Source organism: Actinoplanes sp. NPDC051343 (genome assembly GCF_044455125.1).
Lineage (GTDB): Bacteria > Actinomycetota > Actinomycetes > Mycobacteriales > Micromonosporaceae > Actinoplanes.
In genome coordinates, this window is record NZ_JBITEL010000015.1 from 32,745 (window position 1) to 53,103 (window position 20,359).

Below are 20,359 nucleotides of genomic sequence, written 5' to 3' on the forward strand. Positions count from 1 at the left end.
GTGCCCTCCCGGCCCTACGTACGCTGCGCCTTCTCCGGTGCAGTCGGTCATGCCGCCTCCTTGTACGTGTCGGAGCACCCGCGCGCCTCGGCCCGCGGCAGCCGCCCGAGCACCGAGAAGTGCTTGCCCGGCCAGTCCCCGTCGTCGATCCCGTGCACCACGCCGAGGTCCTCGGTGAGCAGCACGTGCCCCGGATAGGACGTGGGGAGCGTGCTCACCACCTCGAGGAGGCCCGGTTGGCCGGGCGGGAGCTCCGCCCAGGTCTGCGGGTCGCGAACCACCACGTCCGCGAAGTCCGGGCAGTACAGCGAGCCACCGGGCGGCCCCTCCAGGAAGATGGTGCCGATCTGCTCGACCATGCCGTAGAAGTTGTGGGTGCGGGTCAGGCCCACACCGGCCAGCCGGCGCCGGAACTCCTCCGGCGACACCGCCTGGTCGATCAGCTTCTTCCAGCCGCCCGAGTGGATCAGGATGCCGTTGCTGAGGTCGAGCCCGTTGTCGATCGCGACCTCGTAGAGGTGCAGCCACACCATGAAGGTGAAGCCGAAGATCAGGAACGGCTCGTCGCCGTGCTTCTCCAGGAAGGCGCGAATCTTATCAAGATCAACATGGCCGTCGTCATCGAGCGCCCAGACGTGGTCACGCCCGAACGTCGACATGCCGAGCACCCCCGCGCCCCGGGCGCTGAACGACCTACGGTCCTTCAGCATCGCCTTGGTGTCGACCAGCAGCATCGGCAGCCGCTTGGGGCCGAGCACGGTCTGCACGGTGGCGGCCAGCTGCCTGGTCTGCGTGGCGGCGGCCGCCTTGTCGAGGTAGATCTTGCTGACCTCGCCGGTGGTGCCGCTCGACGTGAGGACCTTGAAGACCTCGTCGTCGTCGATGCTTTTCAGGTCGAGGTTCTTGAACAGGCGTACGGGCAGCCAAGGGAGATCGGCGACCGAGTCGGCGCCGGTGTAACCGTTGGCGGCGAGGATCCGGGCGTACGGCTCGCACCGCTCCCGATGGTGCTCGACGAGCCCGGAAAGCTGCTCGAGCAGCACTTTTTCCTTCTCCGCCTGACTCAGGGTGAAGACACTCACAGCGACGCCTCCAGGGCCCGGTAGTCGGTCTTGCCGTTGGGCAGCAGGGGCAGCGCCTCGATGGGGTGCACGACCACGCCGGTGTGGTGGGTGCCGAGCCACTCGGCGATCTTGCTGCGGAGAGCGGAGGCGTCGGCGTCGTCGGTGAAGACGACCAGCTTGTCGTCCCCCGCGACGGCCGCGACCGGGAAGTTCTTCTCGACGTCGTCGAGGTTGATGCGGACACCGAAGACCTTGGCCATCCGCTTGAGCCGGCCGGTGATGAACAGGAAGCCCTCGTCGTCGAGCCGGCCCAGGTCGCCGGTGCGCAGCACGCCGCCCTGTTCGTCGCCTTTGGCCAGGTCGGCGCCGGTCTCGGCGTACCCCATCATCACGTTGGCACCGCGGTAGACGACCTCTTCGTCGGAGATGGTGAACTCCCCGCCGGGCAGCGCTCGGCCAACCGAGCCGAGCTTGTCGGCGAGCCGGTCCGCGGGCAGCGTCGCCATGCGGGGGCCGGCCTCGGTCTGGCCGTACATCACGAAGAGCTTGCCGCCGACGGTCGCCATCTTGTCGGCGAACTCGGTGACCCGCTCGGTGCGCAGCCGGCCGCCGGCCTGGGTGAGTGTGCGCAGCGCCGGATATTTCGCCGGGTCGAAGCGCAGGCGCCGCAGCATCTCGTACTGCGAGGGCACGAAGGCCATCGAGGTCACCTGGTGGTCGACCGCCGCGTTCCAGAAGGTGCGCTGCATGATGCCGGTGCGCTCGAGCACGACCGTCGCGCCGCGGACCAGGTGCGAATTCAGGACCGAGAGACCGTACGAGTAGAAGAGCGGCAGCGTCGTGATCGCGACCTCGTTGCCGTCGATGCCCAGCGCCTCGGCGATCTGCTCGGCGTTGGTCAGCACCGCCGTACGCGAGAGCCGCACCAGCTTGGGGTTGCCGGTCGAGCCGCTGGTGGTCAGCAGCAGCGCCAGGTCGGGGTGCACCTCATCGGTCCGGAACCGCTCGGCGAACTGGTTGTGGCCGCCGTCCGGATCGAGCAGCAGCACCGGCTTGCCGAGGCGGAGCGCGGCCAGGTAACGCGCGATCGACGCGACCGTCGTCTCGATCGGCAGGATGACGATCGTCTCGCCGGCCAGCGCGGCCGCCTCGGCCTCGATCAGCGCTTCGGTCAGGGTCTCGCCGGTCACCGCGTCGATGACGCGGGCCGCGGGATGGAGCAGATTCACAGCGACAAGCCTCCGTCCACCCCGACCACCTGACCGGTGACGAAGCGGGCCTGGTCGGAGAGGAGGAACACGATGACGTCGGCCACCTCGCCGGGATCACCGAGCCGCCCGAGGGCGGTGTCGGCGATGCGCTCGGCGCGGCCCTTCTCGTCGAGCGAGTCGAGCATGTCGGTGGCGATGAACCCCGGTTCGACGGCGTTCACCCGGATGCCCTGCGGCCCCCACTCCTTGGCCGCCGAGCGGGCCAGGCCCGCCACGGCGGCCTTCGACGCGGCGTAGACGGTCTGGCCGGCGATGCCGCGGGTCCCGGTGATCGAGGACACCAGGACCACCGCGGGGTTGCTCCCGCGGGTCAGCAGCCGGGCCGCACCGCGCAAGGTGTACGCCGCACCGGCCGCGTTGACCGCGAAGAGTCGCTGGATCGTCGCGTCGTCGGTCATGCCGAGCAGGCCGGCCGCGTGCGTGCCGGCGTTGACGACGAGGGCGTCGAGGCGCTTGAAGTTCGCAAAGGCGACCTGCATGAGCGCCTTGCTCGTGGCCGGGTCGGCAATGTCGCCGTGCGCGGTGAGAACTGTCACGCCGTACTTCTCGGTAATCGTCTCGGCCGCTTCCGTGACCGCCTCGGCCCGATGGCCGTGCAGCATGAGGTCATAACCGTTGCCGGCAAGCCGGACTGCGGTAGCGAAACCAATACCGCGGGAAGCCCCGGTGACAAGGGCAACCCGATCACTCATCGAACGACACCCCGTATTTACCGAGAATTCGTACGGCCTCGGCAAAGCTGGACAAGTTGATCACGTCGTCCGTGTCGATCATAACCCCGAATTCATCTTCGAGGGTCGCAATCAAGGACATGTGCGCCAGCGAATCCCACTTCTCGTTGTCTTGATAGTGCAGGTCGTCCACGGGCGCGTCCGCCTCGAGGTCGAGGGCGGTGCGGAACGCGTCACGCAGTCTCTGCAGCTCAATCACGGGGTGACTCCAAGAAGGGGTGGGTTCGACGGGGACAGAGGACTACTACTTTCTTACAGCCTCATGGTCTACCCGACCACGGTAAGTTGAACGAGATATGAACGCGTGCTGGCGTTTTTCATCCGCCCTGGAAATGGCTCCGGAGCTGGTTATGCTTCCGCCTCGTACCCATGCGACCGCCCCAACCGCCGCCCTAAAGCGGACTGAAGGCTAGCTTTCTTGCCCACCCCCGGGAGCCCTATCGTGTCTGAAATCAGTGGATCCTCGATCCTCGTCACCGGAGCCACCGGTTCGTTCGGGAAGGCGTTCCTGGATTACGCGCTGACCCACCTCGACCCGCAGCGGATCGTCGTCTTCTCCCGGGACGAGTTGAAGCAGTACGAGGTCCGCCAGATGTTCGGCGACGACAAGCGGATCCGATTCTTCCTGGGCGACATCCGCGACCGGGAACGGCTGGCGCGGGCCATGCACGGCGTCGACTACCTGGTGCACGCGGCCGCCCTCAAGCAGGTCGACACCGCGGAGTACAACCCCTCCGAGTTCGTCGCCACCAACATCAACGGCTCACAGAACGTGATCGACGCCGCGATCGACGCCGGCGTCAAGAAGGTCGTCGCGCTCTCCACCGACAAGGCGTCCAGCCCGATCAACCTGTACGGCGCCACCAAGCTGGTCGCCGACAAGTCGTTCATCGCCGGCAACCACTACGCCGCCACCCACCCGACCCGGTTCTCGGTCGTCCGGTACGGCAACGTGATGGGCAGCCGCGGCTCGGTCGTCCCGCTGTTCCGCAAGCTCGCCGCCGACGGCAAGAGCCTGCCGATCACCGACAAGCGCATGACCCGCTTCTGGATCACCCTTCCCCAGGCCGTGAAGTTCGTCGTCGACTCGTTCGGCACCATGCGGGGCGGCGAACTGTTCGTGCCGCGCATCCCGAGCATGCGGATCATGGACCTGGTCGAGGCCGTCGCGCCCGACTCGGCGACCCACGAGACCGGCATCCGCCCGGGCGAGAAGCTGCACGAGGAGATGATCGCCTCCGACGACAGCCGCCGGACGCTACGCTTCCCCGACCGCTACGTGGTGCAGCCGGTGGTCGCGAGCTGGGGCTACGAGACCCCGACCGGCGGCGAAGAGGTGCCGGACGGCTTCAACTACCGGTCGGACAACAACGACCTGTGGCTCTCCATCGACGACATGCGCAAGCTGCTCGAGGAGAAGAAGTAGTGAACCTTTTTCAACCTGACTTCGGGCGAACAGACTCCGGGCCGTCGTCCGCCGCCGGGCACGGGATCTCTCGCCACGTTGAAAAAAGTTCAAACCTGCCGTACGGGCGGCAGTCCATCGACCCGTCCGACGTCGAGGCCGTGGTCGCGGCCCTGACCAGCGACTGGCTCACGACCGGCCCGCGGGTCGCCGACTTCGAGGCCGACATCGCGGCGGTCGCCGGTGCGCCCGCGGTCACCGTCACCAACGGCACGACCGCGCTGCACACCGCGTACGCGGCGGCCGGGGTCGGTCCGGGCGACGAGGTCGTCACCACCCCGATGACGTTCGTGGCCACCGCGTCGACCGCGATGCTGCACGGCGCCACGGTGCTGTTCGCCGACGTCGAGGACGAGACCGCCAACATCGACCCGGCCGCCGTCGAGGCGCTGGTCAGTGAGAAGACCCGGGCGATCGGCGCGGTCGACTACGCCGGCCACCCGGCCGAGTACGACGTCCTCCGCAAGATCGCCGAGCGGGTCGACGCGGTCGTGATCGGCGACGCCGCGCACGCGATCGGCTCGACGTACCACGGGCGGCCGGTCGGCACGCTTGCCGACCTCACCACGTTCAGCTTCTTCCCGACCAAGAACCTGACCACGGCCGAGGGCGGCGCGGTCGCCTCGACCCGCCCCGACCTGCTCGACCGGGCGCGCACCTTCCGCAACATCGGCATGGTCCGCGACCGCGACCGGCTCCGGCATCCCGACGAGGGCGGCTGGTACTACGAGGTGCAGGGATTCGGGCTCAACTACCGGCTGCCCGACGTGCTCTGCGCGCTCGGCAGCTCCCAGCTGCGCCGGATCGCCGCCTTCAAAGGCCGCCGCCAGCAGCTGACGGCCCGCTACGACAAGCTGCTCGCCGGCGTGCCCGGCCTGCGCCTGCCGGTGCAGCGCGACGGCGTCGACCCGATGCGCCACCTCTACCCGGTGCGGGTGCTCGGCGGCCGCCGCCGCGAGGTCTACGACCGGCTCCGCGCGCAGGGCATCCTCGTGCAGGTCAATTACATCCCGGTCTACTGGCACCCGATGTTCGAAGACCTCGGATACCGGCGTGGCATGTGCCCGGTCGCCGAGGCCTTCTACGCCGAGGAGCTGTCGCTGCCGCTCTTCTACGACCTCACCGACGCCGACCAGGACCGCGTCGTCGAGGCGCTGCGCATCGTTCTGGGGAGTTAGCCGGGTGCACCACGGCAACCACTTCTACGGCCACGCCCACGTGCTGGCGGAGTACTGCGGCCTGGACCGGGAAAATCCGCCCCGGATCAACGGCTATCTGCAGCACGGGTGGAACGTGGAGGACGGGCTCGGCGAGGGTACGCCGTACCTGCCGGGCCGGCCGATCTTCGTGTGGTCGGAGCAGACCCGCCGCCGGGCCTGGTCGATGGGCCGGCGGCACGCGACGGTGGTCGGCGCGCCCTTCCTCTATCTGCTGCACATGACCCCGCCGGCGAAGAACGAACGGAAGGGCACCATCTGGTACCCGTTCCACGGCTGGGAAGGCCAGTACGTCAAGGGCGACCACCAGCGGATGATCGCCGAGATCGCCGACACCGAGCCGGGGCCGATCACGTTCTGCCTCTACTGGCACGAGTTCCGCAACGACCGCATCCGGTCCGCGTACGAGAAAGCCGGCCGGGTAATCTGCCACGGCTACCGCGGCTTCCGCTTCCGCGACACCGAGACCCGGTTCCTGCACCACCAGCTCGACGAGTTGCGCCGGCACGAGCGCGTCGCCTCCAACCGGTTGAGCAGCGCGGTCTTCTACGGCGTGGCGGCCGGCTGCGCCCCCGCGGTCTACGGCGACCCGATGCGCCTGCAGCACGAGCACCGCCCGACCGCCGACCGCATCCGCCGGCAGTGGCCGGAGCTGCACGGCACCCACCCCGACCCGGAGGCGGCTCGCGCGGTCGCCCTGGCCGAGCTCGGCGAAGGTTACCTCGCCTCGCCGGAGGAGCTGCGCATCATGATCGGGTGGGGCGACGAGCGGGCGGCGACGGCATGATCCGGATGATCGGCGGGGAGATGCCCGCCTTCACCGAGGTGCGGCCGCCGGCCGGCGGCGTGCTCTACGGCTACCTGCTCGACCGGCTGCCGCCCGGGGCGGACGTGCTGGTCGCCGGTCCGCACGCCGGCGATCTGGTCGAAGCTCTCGCGGCCCGGGCCACGGTGACCTGCCTGCTGCGCGCGCAGCCGGACGCGATCGAGCTGGACGGCCGGGGCGTCAGCGTGCAGTGCGGCACGATCTCCAAGCTCACCGACGTCGAACGGTACGACGTGGTCGTCGCGCTGGACGGCCTCGACCGGCTCTGCTCGCCCGAGGGCCCGCAGTACGACTGGTCGGAGACCCTCCAGGCGCTCAAGCGGACTTTGCGCCCGGGCGGCCTGCTGCTGCTCGCGGTCGAGAACGAGCTCGGCGTGCACCGGCTGGTCGACCCGGGCCCCGCGACCGCGGCCAGGGACGACGCGGCCTGGCAGCCGCTCGGCGAGTTCGACACCAAGCCGGGCCACCCGAGCCGCCTGGCCGCCCGGCTCGCCGCCGCCGGCCTGACCGTCGACTGGCTGGGCGCGGCCTGGCCTCTTCCGGACGCGCCGGCCCTCATCGCCACCCCGAACGCGCTCGAGGACGGGCCGGTCGACGCCTTGGCCGCGATGGCGGCGAGCGCGGTCGCCCGCGCGTACGAAAAAAGGAGCGTGCTCTCCGATCCCCGGCGGCTGGCCGCCGCGGCCGTGCGCGGCGGCCTCGGTGCCGAGCTGGCCGCCGCCTGGCTGGTCGTCGCCTACCGTGCGCCCCGCCCGACCATGGTCCTCGACCTGCCACCGGCCCTGATCGCCCCGGTGCTGCTCGGCGGGGAATCGGTCGTCGAGGCAGGCCCGGACGGTGAAGGCCGCTGGACTCCGCTGCCGGCCGGCCGTCTGCTCGAGGAACTGCTGCTCGGAGCGGCTCTGCGGCACGACCTGCCGGGGCTGCGCCGGCTGCTGACCGGCTGGATGGCCGCGCTCCCCCACGCGACCGCCGACAACGTGCTCGTCGACCACGATCGTTTCGCCCCGCTCAACCCGGCGGCCCCCGAATCGGCCGACCCCCTGCGCCGGTTCGGGCAGACCCTGCTCGGCGGGGCCTACCCCCACCCGTGGCCGGCCGTCACCGACCTCGACACCCTCACCGCGATCCTGCGCGGCGCGGCCGGGCCGGACGGCACCCCGAGGCCGGCTGCGGCGGACGTTTCACCGGCGCCCGACTCCCGCCGGGAGCACGAGGAGCAGATCCGGGCGCTGCATCGGCAGCTCGCCGATGCCGCCTCGCAGGTGCAGTGGTACGAGGACGAGCTCGCCAAGCGCGACGACCAGCTCGCCGACGCCCTTATCAAGATCGAAGCCTTCAGCGGCCACCTCTCCTACCGCGTCGCGCGGCTCGGCTTCCGGGCCGCGCGCACGGCACGCAACCACCTCCGCAAAGGAAAATGATGACCCCAGCCGCCGCCCCACCCGCCACCCAGAAAAGCCTGAAGGCTGCCAATCTGGGCATAATCCAGGCCCGGATGGGCTCCACGCGGCTGCCCGGCAAAGTGCTGCGCAAGCTGGCCGGGCGCACGGTGCTCGACCGCGTGGTGCGCGCGGCCCGGGCCAGCGGCGCCCTCGACGACCTGGTGGTGGCCACCACCACCGAGGCGATCGACGACGCGGTCGAGGTGGAGTGCGCGGCAATCGGCGTCGAGTGCTACCGCGGCCCGGTCGACGACGTGCTGAGCCGGTTCCTCGGCGTGCTCGGGACCCGCGACTGCGACAACGTCATGCGGTTCACGGCCGACTGCCCGCTGCTCGATTCGCGCCTGGTCGCGATGGCCGCGCGGGTCTTCGACGCGGCGGGCGTCGACTACCTGACGACCTCGATCGCGCGCACGCTGCCCCGCGGGCTCGATGTCGAGATCGTGCGTGCGCCCGTCCTCAGGGGCATCGACACGCTCGCCACCGAGCACCACCGCACCCACGTGACCTCGTACATCTACACCCACGCGGACGAGTTCGACGTGATCGGGCTGACCATGCAGCCCGACCTCTCGCACCTGCGGCTGACCCTCGACACCGAGGACGACTGGAAGCTGATCGAGGCGATCATCGGCCACTTCGGCGACGAGCCGGTCGAGGTACGCGAACTCGCCGATTGGCTCGCCGGCCAGCCGGATCTGGTGCTCCTCAATGCGCACGTCGAGCAGAAGGTCCTCACCCAGGCATGACCGTTACGGTCGGGATCCGGGCCGACGCCGGGGCCCAGCGCGGCGTCGGGCATCTGGTGCGCTGTGTCGCGCTCGCCGAGGAACTGGTCGAGCGCGGCGTGGCGGTGAAGTTTCTCAGCGACCTTGGCGGCCTCGCCTGGGCCGAGCACCAGCTCACCCGCCGCGGCCTGCCCGGGCATCCGGCGCCGCGCGACCCGGCGGCACTGGTCGCGGCGTGCGATCGGCTCCGGCTGGACGCGCTGGTGGTCGACTCGTACACCCTGCCGCCGGAGCACAGCGCCGCGGTGCGCCGAACGGGACGACCGGTTCTGGCCATCGTGGACGGTGGCTTCCGGGGCCAGAGCGCCGACATCTACGTCGACCAGAATTTGGACGCGGCGATCGACGTCCCGGACGCGATCGGCCTGGCCGGGCTGGACTATGCGCTGCTGCGCACGTCGGTGCGGCGACTGCGGCCGATCGACGCCTCCACGCACCTCTCGTCGCGTACTCCCAAGGTGATCGCCTTCTTCGGCGGCACCGACGCCTACCGCGCCGCTCCGCAGATCGCCCGCCTGCTCGTCGCGACCGGGGCCGCCTTCGACGCGACCGTGGTGGCGGCCGACGACAGCCTGCGCGCCGACCTGCTCGCGGTCGAAGCCGGGCCGGGCCAGCACTTCGAGATCATCGCGCCGACCGACGACCTGCCCGAGCTTCTGGCCGGCGCCGACCTCGCGGTCAGCGCCAGCGGCACGTCGACCTGGGAACTGCTCTGCCTCGGCCTCGCGTCGGCACTGGTCTGGGTGGTCGACAACCAGATTCAGGGGTACGAGCGGACGATCGCGCACGGCTACGCGGCCGGGCTGGGCCGGCTCGGGCAGTTCACCGACCGGTCGGTCGACGTGCTGCGGGAACTGCTGACCCGGCCCGGTTCGCGGAGCGCGCTGGCGGCGCGGGCGTGGGGAGCGGTGGACGGTCGGGGCGTCGAGCGGGTCGCCGACGCCCTGCTCCTCAGCCTTCGCTGATCTCGATCACCACTTTGCCGGTGACGTGCTGCTCGACCGCGGCGTGCGCGTCACCGGCCTGCTCGAAACCGAACCGCACGATCGGCAGCCCGGCCTGCTCGCCGACCCGGAACGCGCCCGCGTTGACCGCCTCGGCGACCGCCGCGACCGCCGCGTCCTTCTCGGCGTCGGTGGTCGTGTAGGTCAGCACGAAATCGAGGCTGACGTTCTTCAGCATCGCCTTGAACGACGGCACCGAGAACTTGCCGCCCACGTAGATCGCGATGTTGCCGCCCGGCGCGATCGCGTCGATGTCGGCCTCGAGGTTGTCGGTGTTCACCTCGACGATCACGTTGGCCCCGCCTGGTGCCAGCTCGCGCACCCGGGCCGCCAGGTCTTCCTCGCGGTAGTTGATCACCGCGTCGGCGCCGGCCGCGGACGCCAGATCGGCCTTCTCCTTGGAGCTGACCGTGGTCAGCACGGTGGCGCCGGCCCACTTGGCGAGCTGGATCGCGGCGTTGCCGACCGCGCCCGCCCCGCCCGCGACCAGCACGGTGCGGCCGGCCAGCGCGCCCGGGGCGAGCCGGTCCGGCCCGTCCGAGGCGACGGTCAGGCAACGGTGCGCGGTCAGGGCCGGGATGCCCAGGTCGGCACCGACCTCGAACGGCACGTCGTCGTTCATCCGCACGACCTGGCGGCGCGGCATCGTCACGTACTCCTGGAGCGTGCCGTCCGCCCGGCCGTAACCGGCGTCCCAGACCCAGACCCGGTCGCCCGGCTGCAGGCCGGTGACGCCCTCGCCGATCTCGTCGACGACGCCGGAGCCGTCCTGGTCGGGCACCCGCGGCGGCTGCACGCCGTCGGGCACGCCGCGGCCGGCCCGGGTGCCGGTGTCGGTCGGGTTGACCGCGGAAAGCACGATCCGCACCCGGACCTCGCCGGGTCCGACCGGCGGCATCTCGCGTTCGACGATCTTCAGGACATCGACGGGACCGGGCTCGGTGAAGACGGCTGCGCGCATGCTCCAACCCTAAGCCGATTGGCGGTCGCGCGGGTGGACCGGCGGACTGCACGGATCGCAGTACGTCTTCACCGGGTCGACGTCGTGCTTGGCGAGCCGGTTGGGGATCGTGAGGAAGGCCAGCACGCCCCCGGCGACCATCATCGCGGCGCAGATCAGCATCGAGTGGCGATAGACCGGGTGCAGATCGGCCGCGACGGTCAGATTGCCCGAACCGAGCCCGGCGGCCAGCGGCAGGATCGCCACCGACAGCAGGCCGGCCGCCCGGGCGACCGCGTTGTTGACCCCCGAGGCGATGCCGGCGTGCATGTCGTCGAGCGAGCCGAGAGCGGTCGACGTGAGCGGCGCGACCAGCGCGCACAACCCGAGACCGAAGATGATGACGGCCGGCAGCACCGCGGTCACGTAGTTGGCGCCCGGCCCGATCCGGCTCATCAGCAGCAGGGCGACCGCGCAGACGATCGGTCCGACGGTCATCGGGATGCGCGGACCGATCTTCTGGCCGAGCGCGCCCGAGCGGGCCGACAGCAGCAGCATCAGCACGGTCACCGGCAGCAGCGCGATGCCGCTGGTCAGCGGGCTGAACCCGGCGACCACCTGCAAGTTGACCACGACCAGGAAGAAGACGCCGCCGTTGGCCGCATAGACCAGCAGCGTGACCAGGTTGGCGCCGCTGAACGCCTTGCTCCGGAAGATCTCCAGCGGCAGCATCGGGTGTTTCGAGTACCGCTCGCCGAGCACGAACGCGACGAGGCCGGCCACGCCGACCAGCAGCGAGATCAAAACCGCGGGATCGCCCGGCCCGCGAGCGGTCCAGGCGGTGAAGCCGTACGTGAGTCCGCCCAGCCCGACCGCACCGGTGAGCACGCCCGCCACGTCGAACTTCTGCGCCGCCATCGGACTGCGCGACTCCGGTACGTGCCGGGCCGCCACCGCCAGCACGAAAAGCGCCAGCGGCACGTTGATCAGGAAGATGTAACGCCAGTTGCCCAGTTCGACCAGCCAGCCGCCGAGGAACGGGCCGAGCGCGCCGCCGATGCCGCCGAGCCCCGACCAGGCGCCGATCGCCCGCGAGCGGTCGCCGGCCACGAACGACGCCTCGAGGATGGCCAGCGCGCCCGGCGTGAGCAGCGCACCGCCGATGCCCTGCAGCACCCGGGCGCCGACCAGCAGGCCGATGTTCGGGGCGAGGCCGCAGAGCAGGGACGACGCGGCGAACCAGGCCACGCCGATCATGAAGATCCGCTTGCGGCCGAACCGGTCGCCCAGCGAGCCGCCGAGCAGGACCAGGGCGGCCAGGCTGAGCGCGTAGCCGTTGACCGTCCACTGCAGACCGGCGGCCGACGAGTGCAGGTCGCGGCCGATCATCGGTAGCGCGATGTTGACGACGGTCGCGTCGATGAACGCGAGGCTCGAACCGAGCACGGTCGCGAGCAGAACCCAGCGACCGGGGGCGGTGCCGTAACGGACCAGGCGATCATCCATGGCGCCGACGCTACGCCCGTTTCCCGCTTTCTTTCCCTCGGGCCGGTTAGTCAGACTGGCCGGATGATCAGAACGGCACGACCCGAAGACATCCCGGCCCTGCGACGCCTGGAGGTGGCCGCCGGGAAGGCATTCGCGCAGGTCGGCATGGCGAAGGTCGCGGGCGACGAGGCGCTGCCGGCCGACGAGATGCTGACCTTCCAGCGCGACGGCCGGGCCTGGGTCACGGCCGACGAGGACGACCAGCCGATCGCCTATCTGCTCGCCCTCTGGGTCGACGGGGTGGCCCACGTCGAGCAGGTCTCGGTCGACCCGGCCCACGCCGGGCACGGCATCGGGGCGGCACTGATCGAACACGTCGCCGGTTGGGCCCGTTCGCAGGGTTCGCCCGCGCTGACCCTGACCACGTTCGCCGAGGTGGCCTGGAACGCGCCCTACTACGAGCGGCTCGGCTTCCGGCGGCTGGCCGACGACGAACTGACGCCTGGCCTGCGGGCGCTCCGGGCCGAGGAGGCGGCGCACGGCCTCGACGAGTGGCCCCGCCTGGCCATGCGCCGCGATCTCTGAATCAAGCGATCTGCGGATCAGAAGTGCGCGGTGATCGTGCGGGCCGGGCCGTCGACGGTCATCCGGCCCCCGTAGGGCAGCACCCACTGCGGTGACGTGTGCCCGAAGTCCACCCCGAAGACGGCCATCGCCGCCGGGTTGTACATCTCGAGCGCGCGCACCACCGCCGCCTGCTGTTCGTCGCGGAACTTCTGCCGCTCGTCCGGCGGCGGCCGGTGGCCGATATTGCTCGCCTTGGCGGTCGCCACGACCACCGCCGGGAACTGCTCGAGCAGGCCGCGCTCGCCCGCGTTGCGCAGCATCCGGAAGACCTCCTCGGCCGGCGGCATCTCTTCCGACGTCTCCAGCAGCAGCACGCAGCCGGAGTAGTCGGCGGACGGCCGGATCCACCGGTCGGCGGCCAGGTTCCACGACATGATCTCGAGGTTGCCGCCCCAGGTCGGCGCGCTCACCACCCGGTCCGGCCGGTGCCACTGCCAGCCCGGGCTGGGCCAGTCGGGCGGCGCCGAGGTCAGCGCCTCCGGCGACGCCCAGTCCAGCTCCTCGTCGCTGAACCGCTCGACCGGCGTGATCTGAAGATCGGTGGTCTCGAAGAGCGCCGCGCGCAGCGATGCCAGGTGCTGGGTCTGCACGCCGGCACCCCGGCCGAGGTGCACCTGGGTGGAGCCGCCGTGGTAGGCCGCGAGACCCTGCCTCCAGAGCCAGTTGAGCAGGTTGGTGTTGTCGGAGTAGCCGAAGAACGGCTTCGGATCGGCGCGGAACGGCGCCGGATCGAGATGCGGCAGCACGGTGATCTGATCGTCGCCGCCGATCGTCGCGAAGACCGCCCGGATCGACGGGTCCGACCAGGCCGCCATCAGGTCGGCGGCCCGCTCGGCCGGGGTCGAGCCGAGCTTGCGGGTGGCCGGGAACTCGACCGGCTCCAGCTGGAGTTCGTCGCGGACCCGGCGCATGGCGAGCTCATGCACGTCGGGGAAGGGGCCGGGCGCGGCGAACGAGGGCGAGACGATGGCGACCCGGTCACCGGGCTGCAGCTTGGGCGGAACGGTCGGATTCGGACTCATGTCCTCATTGAACCGGTCCGGCCAGACGCGCGATAACGAGTTTCAGCTGGGCCGCGTACGCCTCGCGGAATTCGCCGGAATCCGGGTCGAGACCGGTGAACTGCCGGGCGATGTGCGGAACCACGGTCGGCGCCAGCACCGCACCGAACAGCAGCAGCATCAGATGGCCCGGATCGAGGTCGGCCGCGATCTCGCCCGCCTCCTGGCGCCGGCGCAGGTCGTCGACCATGCCGAGGAAGAACGGCTCGTCGTCGGGGGCGGCACCACCGCCGTCCGGGGCGGCACCGCCGTCGGCCAGGGCGCCCCAGACGAGCATGCGGGCCCACGGCCGGTTCTCCGCGTTGAGCCGCAGGAACTCGGCCGCCACCTCGGCCAGCGGCCGGTCGGGGGGACCGGCCTGCGCGGCGGTGTCCCGCCAGCGGCCCTGCAGGGCCTTGAACAGGCCTTCCTTGCCGTCGAAGTAGTACGAGATCAGCTGCTGGTTGACCCCGGCCCGCTTGGCGATCGCGCTGATCCGGGCGCCCGCGTATCCATGCTCGGCGAACTCGAGCAGCGCGGCTTCGAGCAGGCGCTCGCGGGTGCGCTCGGGGTCGCGTTTGCGGTCCGGCCCGCGCGGCGAGCGGCGAGGCTGGGTCACGGCGATCACGTTAGCAGGTGAACTAATCAAACGTACGTTTGACAAAGTCATACATACGTCTGAGACTCGATGCATGAGAAGCATCCACGTACTGGTGATCGGCGGTGGCATCGGCGGCCTCTGCCTCGCTCACGGCCTGCTCCGAGCCGGCGTCCGGGTCACCGTCTTCGAACGCACGAACGCCCGCACCGACTGGCTGCAGGGCTACCGCATCCACATCAACCCGCACGGCAGCCGGGCGCTGCACGACTGCCTCCCGCTCGAGGCCTGGCAGCGGTTCCTGGACACGGTGTCGGTGCGCGGCGGCGGCTTCGGCTTCGTCACCGAACACCTGCGTGACCTGCTGCGATTCACCGCGTCCGAGATCCTGCCGGAGACCGATCCGGCCGAGGGACACCACGGCGCGAGCCGGCTCGGGCTCCGGGAGGCGCTGCTCACCGGCCTCGACGACGAGGTGCTGCGGCTCGGCGCCGAATTCGAGCGCTACACGGTCGCGCCGGACGGGCGCGTCACCGCGCACTTCACGGACGGCGGCACGGCGACCGGCGACCTGCTGGTCGGTGCGGACGGCGCCAATTCCCGCGTACGCCGTCAGCTCCTCCCCCACGCAGAGAGGATCGACACCGGCGTTCTGGCGATCGCCGGGAAGCACCCTCTTCCCGACGCGACCCTGCCGAGGGTCCTCACCGACGACACCAACCTCGTGCTGCCGGCCCGGCGAGGCTCGCTCTTCACGTCGGTCTGGCACCCCGACCCGGCGACCGGCTCCACGGCGTACGCGCTCTGGGGCTTCTCCGATGTGACCGCAACCTTCCCGCCCGGCGTGGAAGCGCTGGCCGGCGCCGACCTGCGCCGGCTCGTCCTCGACCGCACGACCGGCTGGGCGCGGGGTCTGCGCGACCTGGTCGGCGACTCCGACCCCGACACGATCAACGCCATCCGGGTGCGCAGCGCCACCCCGGTCGGCCCGTGGGAGCCCGGCCCGGTCACGCTCCTCGGCGACGCCATCCACAACATGACCCCGATGGCCGGCATCGGCGCCAACACCGCCCTGCGCGACGCCGACCTGCTGCGCCGCACGCTGACGGCCGGCGACCTGCGCACCGCGGTGCACACCTATGAGGAGCAGATGCGCGGCTACGGCTTCGCCGCGGTCGCCAAGTCCCTGCGCAACGCCCGCATGGGCGCTTCGGCCAACCGCCCGGCGCGCCTCGCCTTGCGCACCACCCTCCGCACGGTCAGTGCCGTGCCACCGATGAAACGCCGTTTCGCCGCCGGCCTCGGCAACTGACCTTGCGCACGACCGTGCGCAGTCGAGCCCCTGTGCACGTACGAGCACAGTGATGCGCGCGAACGCGCCCCTGAAGCTGGCCATGCGGATCGGCTCGGAATACCGGGTCACCGCGATCACCGGGCGGCACTGGGCGTCGTTCGCCGACCGCAATCGGCTCGACCCGGAACGCGTCATCGCCCGCATCGACGAACTCGCCGGTCGCCTTCCGGCCGCGTTCCGGAGCGCCGCCGACGACGCAGATGTCGTCGTGCTGGGTTCGGAACTGCCCGGCCGGCTCGCCGACCGGGTCTCGAAGCACGCCGAACGTTGCCGGGCCGCCCTGGCCCGGCGCTAGATTATGGCCGCTCTAAATCATGCCGGCGCGGAGGGCGTAGGCGACGGCGTGCGAGCGGTTGCGGAGCTTGAGGCGGTGGGTCACGCCGTAGATGACGTTCTTGACCGTGCGCTCGGAGTAACAGAGCTTGCCCGCGATCTCGTTGGTGTCGAAGCCGTCGGCCATCAGGCGGAGGACGTCGATCTCGCGCGGGGTCAGGCCGGACGGGTTGAGGCCGTTCGGCGTGAGCACGTCGCGCTGCATGCGCTCGACGTGTTTGAGCAGCTCACCGACCAGGTTGGGCGGCATGACCCCGCCGCCCGCGGCCGCCGCCTTCACGCTGTGGGCGAGCCGTTCGGCGGTGACCGCCGCCCGGGGCAAGATCGCCACCACGCGGCACTCGACCGCGGTGAGCAGTTCCGCCTCGGCGATCTCCTGGACCACCAGCACGACCGGAATGCCCGATTCGCTGCCGGCTCGCCGCAGCGAGGCGACCACATCGGAGGAGAGCCGTTCGGCCGCCATCACCAGCACGTCGGCCTCGGCTCGCTGCGCCGGGCGCAGCACCGTGACGTCGGTGCGGTACTGCATCAGCGCGGCCAGACCGGCGTGGCTGAGCGGATCGGTCGCCTGCAACGAGACCCGGACCTGTTCCATGACTCCACCTCCCAGTAGCGAAGTGGAGTCAGTCTCGGAGAAGCTCCTTCAGAGAATCTTCATGGATCCTTCACACGACCGTAACGAGCGACAGCCCAGTTCACCAGAGGTCCGAAGGACGGCGGAAGCGGGGCGAAGCAGGAGTGCCCGTACGTCCGGTTTCCGTTATCCATTGACACCCGGGCCGTCTCCGGTGAAGTTGGCAATCACCGATCGGGGAGGACACGTGCCGAACACGTTGCGCATCTGCGTGCTCGGTCCGGTGCGTGCCTGGGTCGACGAGCTCGAGATCGAGCTGGGTCCCGGGCGGCAGCGGGCCGTCTTCGCCGTGCTCGCCGCCCACGCCGGGCGGCTGGTCGGCCGCGACGAGCTGATCACCGCGATCTGGGGTGACTCGCCGCCGGCCACCGCCGCCGGCAGCGTCTACACGTACGTGTCCGGTCTGCGCCGCGGGCTCGAGCCGGGCATGCTCAGCTCGGCCTCGGGCGGATACCTGCTGCGGGTGGCCCCCGACGACCTGGACGCGAGCCGGTTCCAGCGGCTGCGGGCGATCGCGGCCGAGCTTCTCGCGGCGGGCCGGGGCCGGGAGGCGGCGGAACGGCTCGACGAGGCGCTCGCGCTCTGGCGCGGCGACGCGTACGCGACCCTGGCCGGACCCTTCCTCGAGCTGGACCGTCAGCGCCTGGCCGAGTTGCGCCTGGCCGCGGCGGAGCAGCGGGCCCGCATCCTGCTCGACGAGGGTGGCGACGACGGCCTGGTCGCCGAGCTGACCGGCCTGGTCCGCGACAACCCGCTGCACGAGCCGCTGCATGAGCTGCTGATGCGCGCGTTGCACCGGGCCGGCCGGCACGCCGAGGCACTCGAGGTCTTCCGGTCGGCCCGCCGCACCCTGGTCGCTGAGCTGGGCATCGAGCCCGGTCCGGCGCTGCGCGACCTGCAACGCCAGGTGCTGGCCGGTTCGGCCGAGCGGCCGGCCGCGATCCCGGTGCCCGAACCGTCGCGCACGGTCGTGCCGACCGCGGTCGCCAAGGCGTTGCGCGACGGTCTGGCCGGGCGCGACTCGTTCGGGCGGGCGGCCGAGATCGATCAGCTGCGCGGGCTGGTGCGTACGGCGGCCGCGGGCAGCGGGTCGGCGGTCTGGATCGAGGGCGAGCCCGGCATCGGCAAGACCGAGCTGCTGACCCTCGCCTTCGCCGACGCGGCCGACGCCGGGTGCCGGGTGGCCTGGGGTGCCGCCGACCAGCTGGGCTCCCGCGTGCCCCTGCAGGTGCTGTCGCGGGCGCTCGGCCTGGAGACCGCGTCGCGGCGGCCGCGCAGCCCGGTCGCCGAGCCGGCGGTGGCCGAGGACCAGGTTGTGGCCGCGGTGCGCGGGGCCTGCGCGGCCACCCCGTTGGTGCTGATCGTCGACGACATGCAGTGGGCCGACTCGGCGACCGTACGAGTCTGGGAGCGCCTCCTGGCGCTCACCCCCCGCCTGCCGTTGTTGCTGGTGGCGAGCGCCCGGAGCGAACCGCGGCTGGCGATGCTGCGCCGGGCCGTGCAGTCCCGCCAGCCTCGGCCGGTCCGGCTCCGCCCGCTCGCCGCGCCCGAGATCGACCGGCTCGTCGAATCGCTGGTCGGCGCTCCGCCCGGCCCGCACCTGCGCGCCCTGACCGCCCGGGCCGGCGGCAATCCGCTGTTCGCCCGCGAGCTGATCGGCGCGCTCCGCCAGCGGGACGCGATCCAGATCGCCGGCGGCTGCGCCGACACCGCCCCCGACGTGACCGTCGATCCGCCGCAGACCCTGCTCGACGCCGTGCACGCCGGCCTCGACCTGTTGTCGCCGGAGACCCGGGAGGTGCTGCGGCTGGCCGCGCTGCTCGGCTTCGAGTTCTCGGTCAGCGAGGTCGTCGCGGTGACCGGGCGGTCGGCGCTGGAGCTGGTCGGCGCGCTGGAGGAGGCGTTGACCGCCGATCTGCTGGTGAACAGCGGAACCGACCTGGCGTTCCGGCATCCCTACCTGCGCGAGGTGCTGGTCGAGAGCGTGCCGCCGGCGCTGCGGGCCGGGTTGCACCGGCACGCGGCCGAGGTGCTGGCGGCCGGCGGGAGCCCGGTGACCCGGGTGGCCGAGCAGTTGACCGCGCAGACCCCGGTGGTCGACAGCTGGGTGCTGGGCTGGCTGCTCGACCATCACGCCGAGGTCGTCCGCCGGGCGCCGCAGATCGCCGGGGAGCTGATCCGCCGTACGCTCGCGACCGCCCTGCCGTCGGCCGGGCAGCGCGGCGTGCTGCTGGTCGCCCTCGTGCGGCTGGAGTTCCGGCGCGAGCACTACCCGATGACCGAGGCCGAACAGGCGTTGACTCTCGCCACCGATCCGGCCGACAAGGCCGAGATGCGGCAGTTGCTGGCCACTATGCGTTACCGGCGGGGCGAGATCGCCGAGGCGGTGGCCATGCTGCGCGACGCGGTCGACGACTCCCGAGTGCCGACGATCTGGCGCACCCGGCACCGCCAGCTGCTGGCCAATTTCCGCCGCGGCGACCTCGACGATCTCGACCTGGCCGAGCGGCGGGCCGAGATCGTGCTGTCCGAGGCGATGGCGGCGGGGGAGCCGTACGAGAGCGCGTACGCCCTGCAGACGATCTGGATGACGAGCTCGATCCGGCGCGACCACGAGCGGGCGCTGGCCCATGTGGACCGTGCTCTCGCCGTGGTCAGCGGCCATGAAGAGCTGGCCGGCACCGCTGTCGACCTGCTCGACAACCGGCTGTTCTCGCTGCAAAATCTCGACCGCCTCGACGAGGCGCAGACCACTTTGGAGACTGCCGTCGCGTTCTCCGCCGCGCATCGGCTGCCGGCCAGCCTGCACGTGGCGACCGCGGTGCAGGACTACTGGCTCGGCCGGTGGGACGAGGCGCTGGCCGAGGTGAGTGCGGTGACCGAGGACGCTCCGGGCATCGGCTTCCACGGGCTGCGCGAGCCGGGCGCGGTGACGATGCTGCTGCACGGCGTGGCCGCCCTGATCGCCCTGCATCGCGACGCCCCCGACCTGGCCGCGGCGCATCTCGGCGCGGCCGACGCGGTGCCGGCGAGCGAGGCTGAGCGGGAAAATTGCGACTTCCTGCTGGTGGCCCGGTCGCTCGCGGCCCAGCAGCGGGGCCGGGGCGAGGAGGCGCTCGAGGTCCTGGCGCCGCTGCTGCAGCCGGCGTACGCCCCGATGATGCTGCGGCACCAGTGGCTACCCGATGTCGTGCGCCTCGCCCGCACCCTGTCGCGTTCGGACATTGCCGAACAGGCGGCGGCGATCTGCGCGGCGGAGGCGGCCCGGGAGGTCCGGCCCGCCCGGGCGTACGCGGCGAACCTGCGCTGCCAGGCACTGCTGCTCGGCGATCCGGCTCCGGCGCTGGCCGCGGCCGAGCACTACCGCCAGGTGGGGCGGGTGTTCGAGCGGGCGGTCGCACTGGAGGACGCGGCGCTGCTGAGCGGTGAACGACCGGAGGAGGCCCGGAGTCTCTACTCGGCGTTGTCGGCGCGCTGGGACCTGGCGCGCACATCGACCATCGCTATTTGATCTTTCCCCATTTCGCATCG

At 71.3% G+C, this 20,359-nt stretch carries 19 protein-coding genes; 10 read left to right on the plus strand and 9 right to left on the minus strand.

Annotated features, from left to right (window positions below; all coding sequences use genetic code 11):
* Positions 1–47: 47 nt before the first annotated feature.
* Genes ACIA5C_RS38510 through ACIA5C_RS38525 form a run of 4 tightly spaced genes read right to left on the minus strand, consistent with a single transcriptional unit; the run spans position 48 to position 3,265 of the window.
* On the minus strand, positions 48–1,082 hold the full coding sequence (locus ACIA5C_RS38510) for an acyl-protein synthetase (protein WP_396064146.1): 1,035 nt from the start codon (positions 1,080–1,082) through the stop codon (positions 48–50).
* Positions 1,079–2,293 carry an AMP-binding protein gene (locus ACIA5C_RS38515; RefSeq protein WP_396064148.1) on the minus strand — a complete coding sequence of 405 codons (1,215 nt, stop codon included), beginning with the start codon at positions 2,291–2,293 and terminating at the stop codon, positions 1,079–1,081. The genes ACIA5C_RS38510 and ACIA5C_RS38515 overlap by 4 nt, the downstream gene beginning before the upstream one ends.
* Positions 2,290–3,027, minus strand: coding sequence for an SDR family NAD(P)-dependent oxidoreductase (locus ACIA5C_RS38520; protein WP_396064150.1), 738 nt, complete (start codon positions 3,025–3,027; stop codon positions 2,290–2,292). The genes ACIA5C_RS38515 and ACIA5C_RS38520 overlap by 4 nt, the downstream gene beginning before the upstream one ends.
* A complete protein-coding gene (locus ACIA5C_RS38525) occupies positions 3,020–3,265 on the minus strand; it encodes an acyl carrier protein (protein WP_396064152.1) in 246 nt (81 codons plus the stop codon). The genes ACIA5C_RS38520 and ACIA5C_RS38525 overlap by 8 nt, the downstream gene beginning before the upstream one ends.
* A 243-nt stretch (positions 3,266–3,508) precedes the next feature.
* On the opposite strand from ACIA5C_RS38525, the gene pseB reads away from it, so the two are divergent.
* The 6 genes from pseB (at position 3,509) to ACIA5C_RS38555 (ending at position 9,772) form a co-directional block, all read left to right on the plus strand.
* Positions 3,509–4,492 carry a UDP-N-acetylglucosamine 4,6-dehydratase (inverting) gene (gene pseB, locus ACIA5C_RS38530; RefSeq protein WP_396064154.1) on the plus strand — a complete coding sequence of 328 codons (984 nt, stop codon included), beginning with the start codon at positions 3,509–3,511 and terminating at the stop codon, positions 4,490–4,492.
* Positions 4,493–4,587: 95 nt separating this feature from the next.
* The gene (locus tag ACIA5C_RS38535) at positions 4,588–5,709 is read left to right on the plus strand and encodes a DegT/DnrJ/EryC1/StrS family aminotransferase (protein ID WP_396064635.1); all 1,122 of its coding nucleotides are present in this window, start codon (positions 4,588–4,590) and stop codon (positions 5,707–5,709) included.
* Between the two features lie 4 nt (positions 5,710–5,713).
* Positions 5,714–6,535 (plus strand): hypothetical protein, encoded by an 822-nt coding sequence (locus ACIA5C_RS38540; protein WP_396064156.1) that lies wholly within the window; start codon positions 5,714–5,716, stop codon positions 6,533–6,535.
* On the plus strand, positions 6,505–7,998 hold the full coding sequence (locus tag ACIA5C_RS38545; protein WP_396064158.1) for a class I SAM-dependent methyltransferase: 1,494 nt from the start codon (positions 6,505–6,507) through the stop codon (positions 7,996–7,998). Before ACIA5C_RS38540 ends, ACIA5C_RS38545 begins: the two co-directional genes overlap by 31 nt.
* The gene (locus ACIA5C_RS38550) at positions 7,998–8,768 is read left to right on the plus strand and encodes a cytidylyltransferase domain-containing protein (protein ID WP_396064637.1); all 771 of its coding nucleotides are present in this window, start codon (positions 7,998–8,000) and stop codon (positions 8,766–8,768) included. The genes ACIA5C_RS38545 and ACIA5C_RS38550 overlap by 1 nt, the downstream gene beginning before the upstream one ends.
* Positions 8,765–9,772, plus strand: a complete 1,008-nt coding sequence (locus ACIA5C_RS38555) for a PseG/SpsG family protein (RefSeq protein ID WP_396064160.1) — start codon at positions 8,765–8,767, stop codon at positions 9,770–9,772. The genes ACIA5C_RS38550 and ACIA5C_RS38555 overlap by 4 nt, the downstream gene beginning before the upstream one ends.
* On the opposite strand, the gene ACIA5C_RS38560 is transcribed toward ACIA5C_RS38555, so the two are convergent.
* Positions 9,759–10,772 (minus strand): NADPH:quinone reductase, encoded by a 1,014-nt coding sequence (locus ACIA5C_RS38560; protein WP_396064162.1) that lies wholly within the window; start codon positions 10,770–10,772, stop codon positions 9,759–9,761. The two genes, ACIA5C_RS38555 and ACIA5C_RS38560, sit on opposite strands and share 14 nt — an antisense overlap.
* A gap of 9 nt (positions 10,773–10,781) precedes the next feature.
* On the minus strand, positions 10,782–12,257 hold the full coding sequence (locus ACIA5C_RS38565) for a DHA2 family efflux MFS transporter permease subunit (RefSeq protein ID WP_396064164.1): 1,476 nt from the start codon (positions 12,255–12,257) through the stop codon (positions 10,782–10,784).
* A 63-nt stretch (positions 12,258–12,320) separates the two neighbouring features.
* Here ACIA5C_RS38565 and ACIA5C_RS38570 point away from each other — a divergent pair, with 63 nt between their 5' ends.
* Positions 12,321–12,824, plus strand: coding sequence for a GNAT family N-acetyltransferase (locus ACIA5C_RS38570; protein ID WP_396064166.1), 504 nt, complete (start codon positions 12,321–12,323; stop codon positions 12,822–12,824).
* A gap of 17 nt (positions 12,825–12,841) precedes the next feature.
* On the opposite strand, the gene ACIA5C_RS38575 is transcribed toward ACIA5C_RS38570, so the two are convergent.
* Positions 12,842–13,888 (minus strand): S66 peptidase family protein, encoded by a 1,047-nt coding sequence (locus ACIA5C_RS38575; protein ID WP_396064169.1) that lies wholly within the window; start codon positions 13,886–13,888, stop codon positions 12,842–12,844.
* A gap of 4 nt (positions 13,889–13,892) precedes the next feature.
* The gene (locus tag ACIA5C_RS38580; RefSeq protein WP_396064171.1) at positions 13,893–14,525 is read right to left on the minus strand and encodes a TetR/AcrR family transcriptional regulator; all 633 of its coding nucleotides are present in this window, start codon (positions 14,523–14,525) and stop codon (positions 13,893–13,895) included.
* A gap of 73 nt (positions 14,526–14,598) precedes the next feature.
* On the opposite strand from ACIA5C_RS38580, the gene ACIA5C_RS38585 reads away from it, so the two are divergent.
* Together ACIA5C_RS38585 and ACIA5C_RS38590 are read left to right on the plus strand one after the other, a co-directional pair.
* On the plus strand, positions 14,599–15,816 hold the full coding sequence (locus ACIA5C_RS38585) for an FAD-dependent oxidoreductase (protein WP_396064173.1): 1,218 nt from the start codon (positions 14,599–14,601) through the stop codon (positions 15,814–15,816).
* A gap of 52 nt (positions 15,817–15,868) precedes the next feature.
* Positions 15,869–16,153, plus strand: coding sequence for a hypothetical protein (locus ACIA5C_RS38590; RefSeq protein WP_396064175.1), 285 nt, complete (start codon positions 15,869–15,871; stop codon positions 16,151–16,153).
* Positions 16,154–16,165: 12 nt separating this feature from the next.
* Here the strand turns inward: ACIA5C_RS38590 and ACIA5C_RS38595 are convergent, their stop codons facing one another.
* Entirely contained in the window at positions 16,166–16,789 is a 624-nt protein-coding gene (locus ACIA5C_RS38595; protein WP_396064177.1) for a LuxR C-terminal-related transcriptional regulator, read from the minus strand.
* Between the two features lie 226 nt (positions 16,790–17,015).
* On the opposite strand from ACIA5C_RS38595, the gene ACIA5C_RS38600 reads away from it, so the two are divergent.
* Positions 17,016–20,339 carry a BTAD domain-containing putative transcriptional regulator gene (locus ACIA5C_RS38600; protein ID WP_396064179.1) on the plus strand — a complete coding sequence of 1,108 codons (3,324 nt, stop codon included), beginning with the start codon at positions 17,016–17,018 and terminating at the stop codon, positions 20,337–20,339.
* Positions 20,340–20,359 lie beyond the last annotated feature (20 nt).

Coding starts and splice junctions, on each gene's coding strand:
- ACIA5C_RS38520 (WP_396064150.1), bottom strand. CDS start 3,027: ATGAGTGATCGGGTTGCCCTTGTCACCGGGGCTTCCCGCGGTATTGGT.
- ACIA5C_RS38550 (WP_396064637.1), top strand. CDS start 7,998: ATGACCCCAGCCGCCGCCCCACCCGCCACCCAGAAAAGCCTGAAGGCT.
- ACIA5C_RS38555 (WP_396064160.1), top strand. CDS start 8,765: ATGACCGTTACGGTCGGGATCCGGGCCGACGCCGGGGCCCAGCGCGGC.
- ACIA5C_RS38560 (WP_396064162.1), bottom strand. CDS start 10,772: ATGCGCGCAGCCGTCTTCACCGAGCCCGGTCCCGTCGATGTCCTGAAG.
- ACIA5C_RS38565 (WP_396064164.1), bottom strand. CDS start 12,257: ATGGATGATCGCCTGGTCCGTTACGGCACCGCCCCCGGTCGCTGGGTT.
- ACIA5C_RS38570 (WP_396064166.1), top strand. CDS start 12,321: ATGATCAGAACGGCACGACCCGAAGACATCCCGGCCCTGCGACGCCTG.
- ACIA5C_RS38575 (WP_396064169.1), bottom strand. CDS start 13,888: ATGAGTCCGAATCCGACCGTTCCGCCCAAGCTGCAGCCCGGTGACCGG.
- ACIA5C_RS38585 (WP_396064173.1), top strand. CDS start 14,599: ATGAGAAGCATCCACGTACTGGTGATCGGCGGTGGCATCGGCGGCCTC.
- ACIA5C_RS38590 (WP_396064175.1), top strand. CDS start 15,869: ATGCGCGCGAACGCGCCCCTGAAGCTGGCCATGCGGATCGGCTCGGAA.
- ACIA5C_RS38595 (WP_396064177.1), bottom strand. CDS start 16,789: ATGGAACAGGTCCGGGTCTCGTTGCAGGCGACCGATCCGCTCAGCCAC.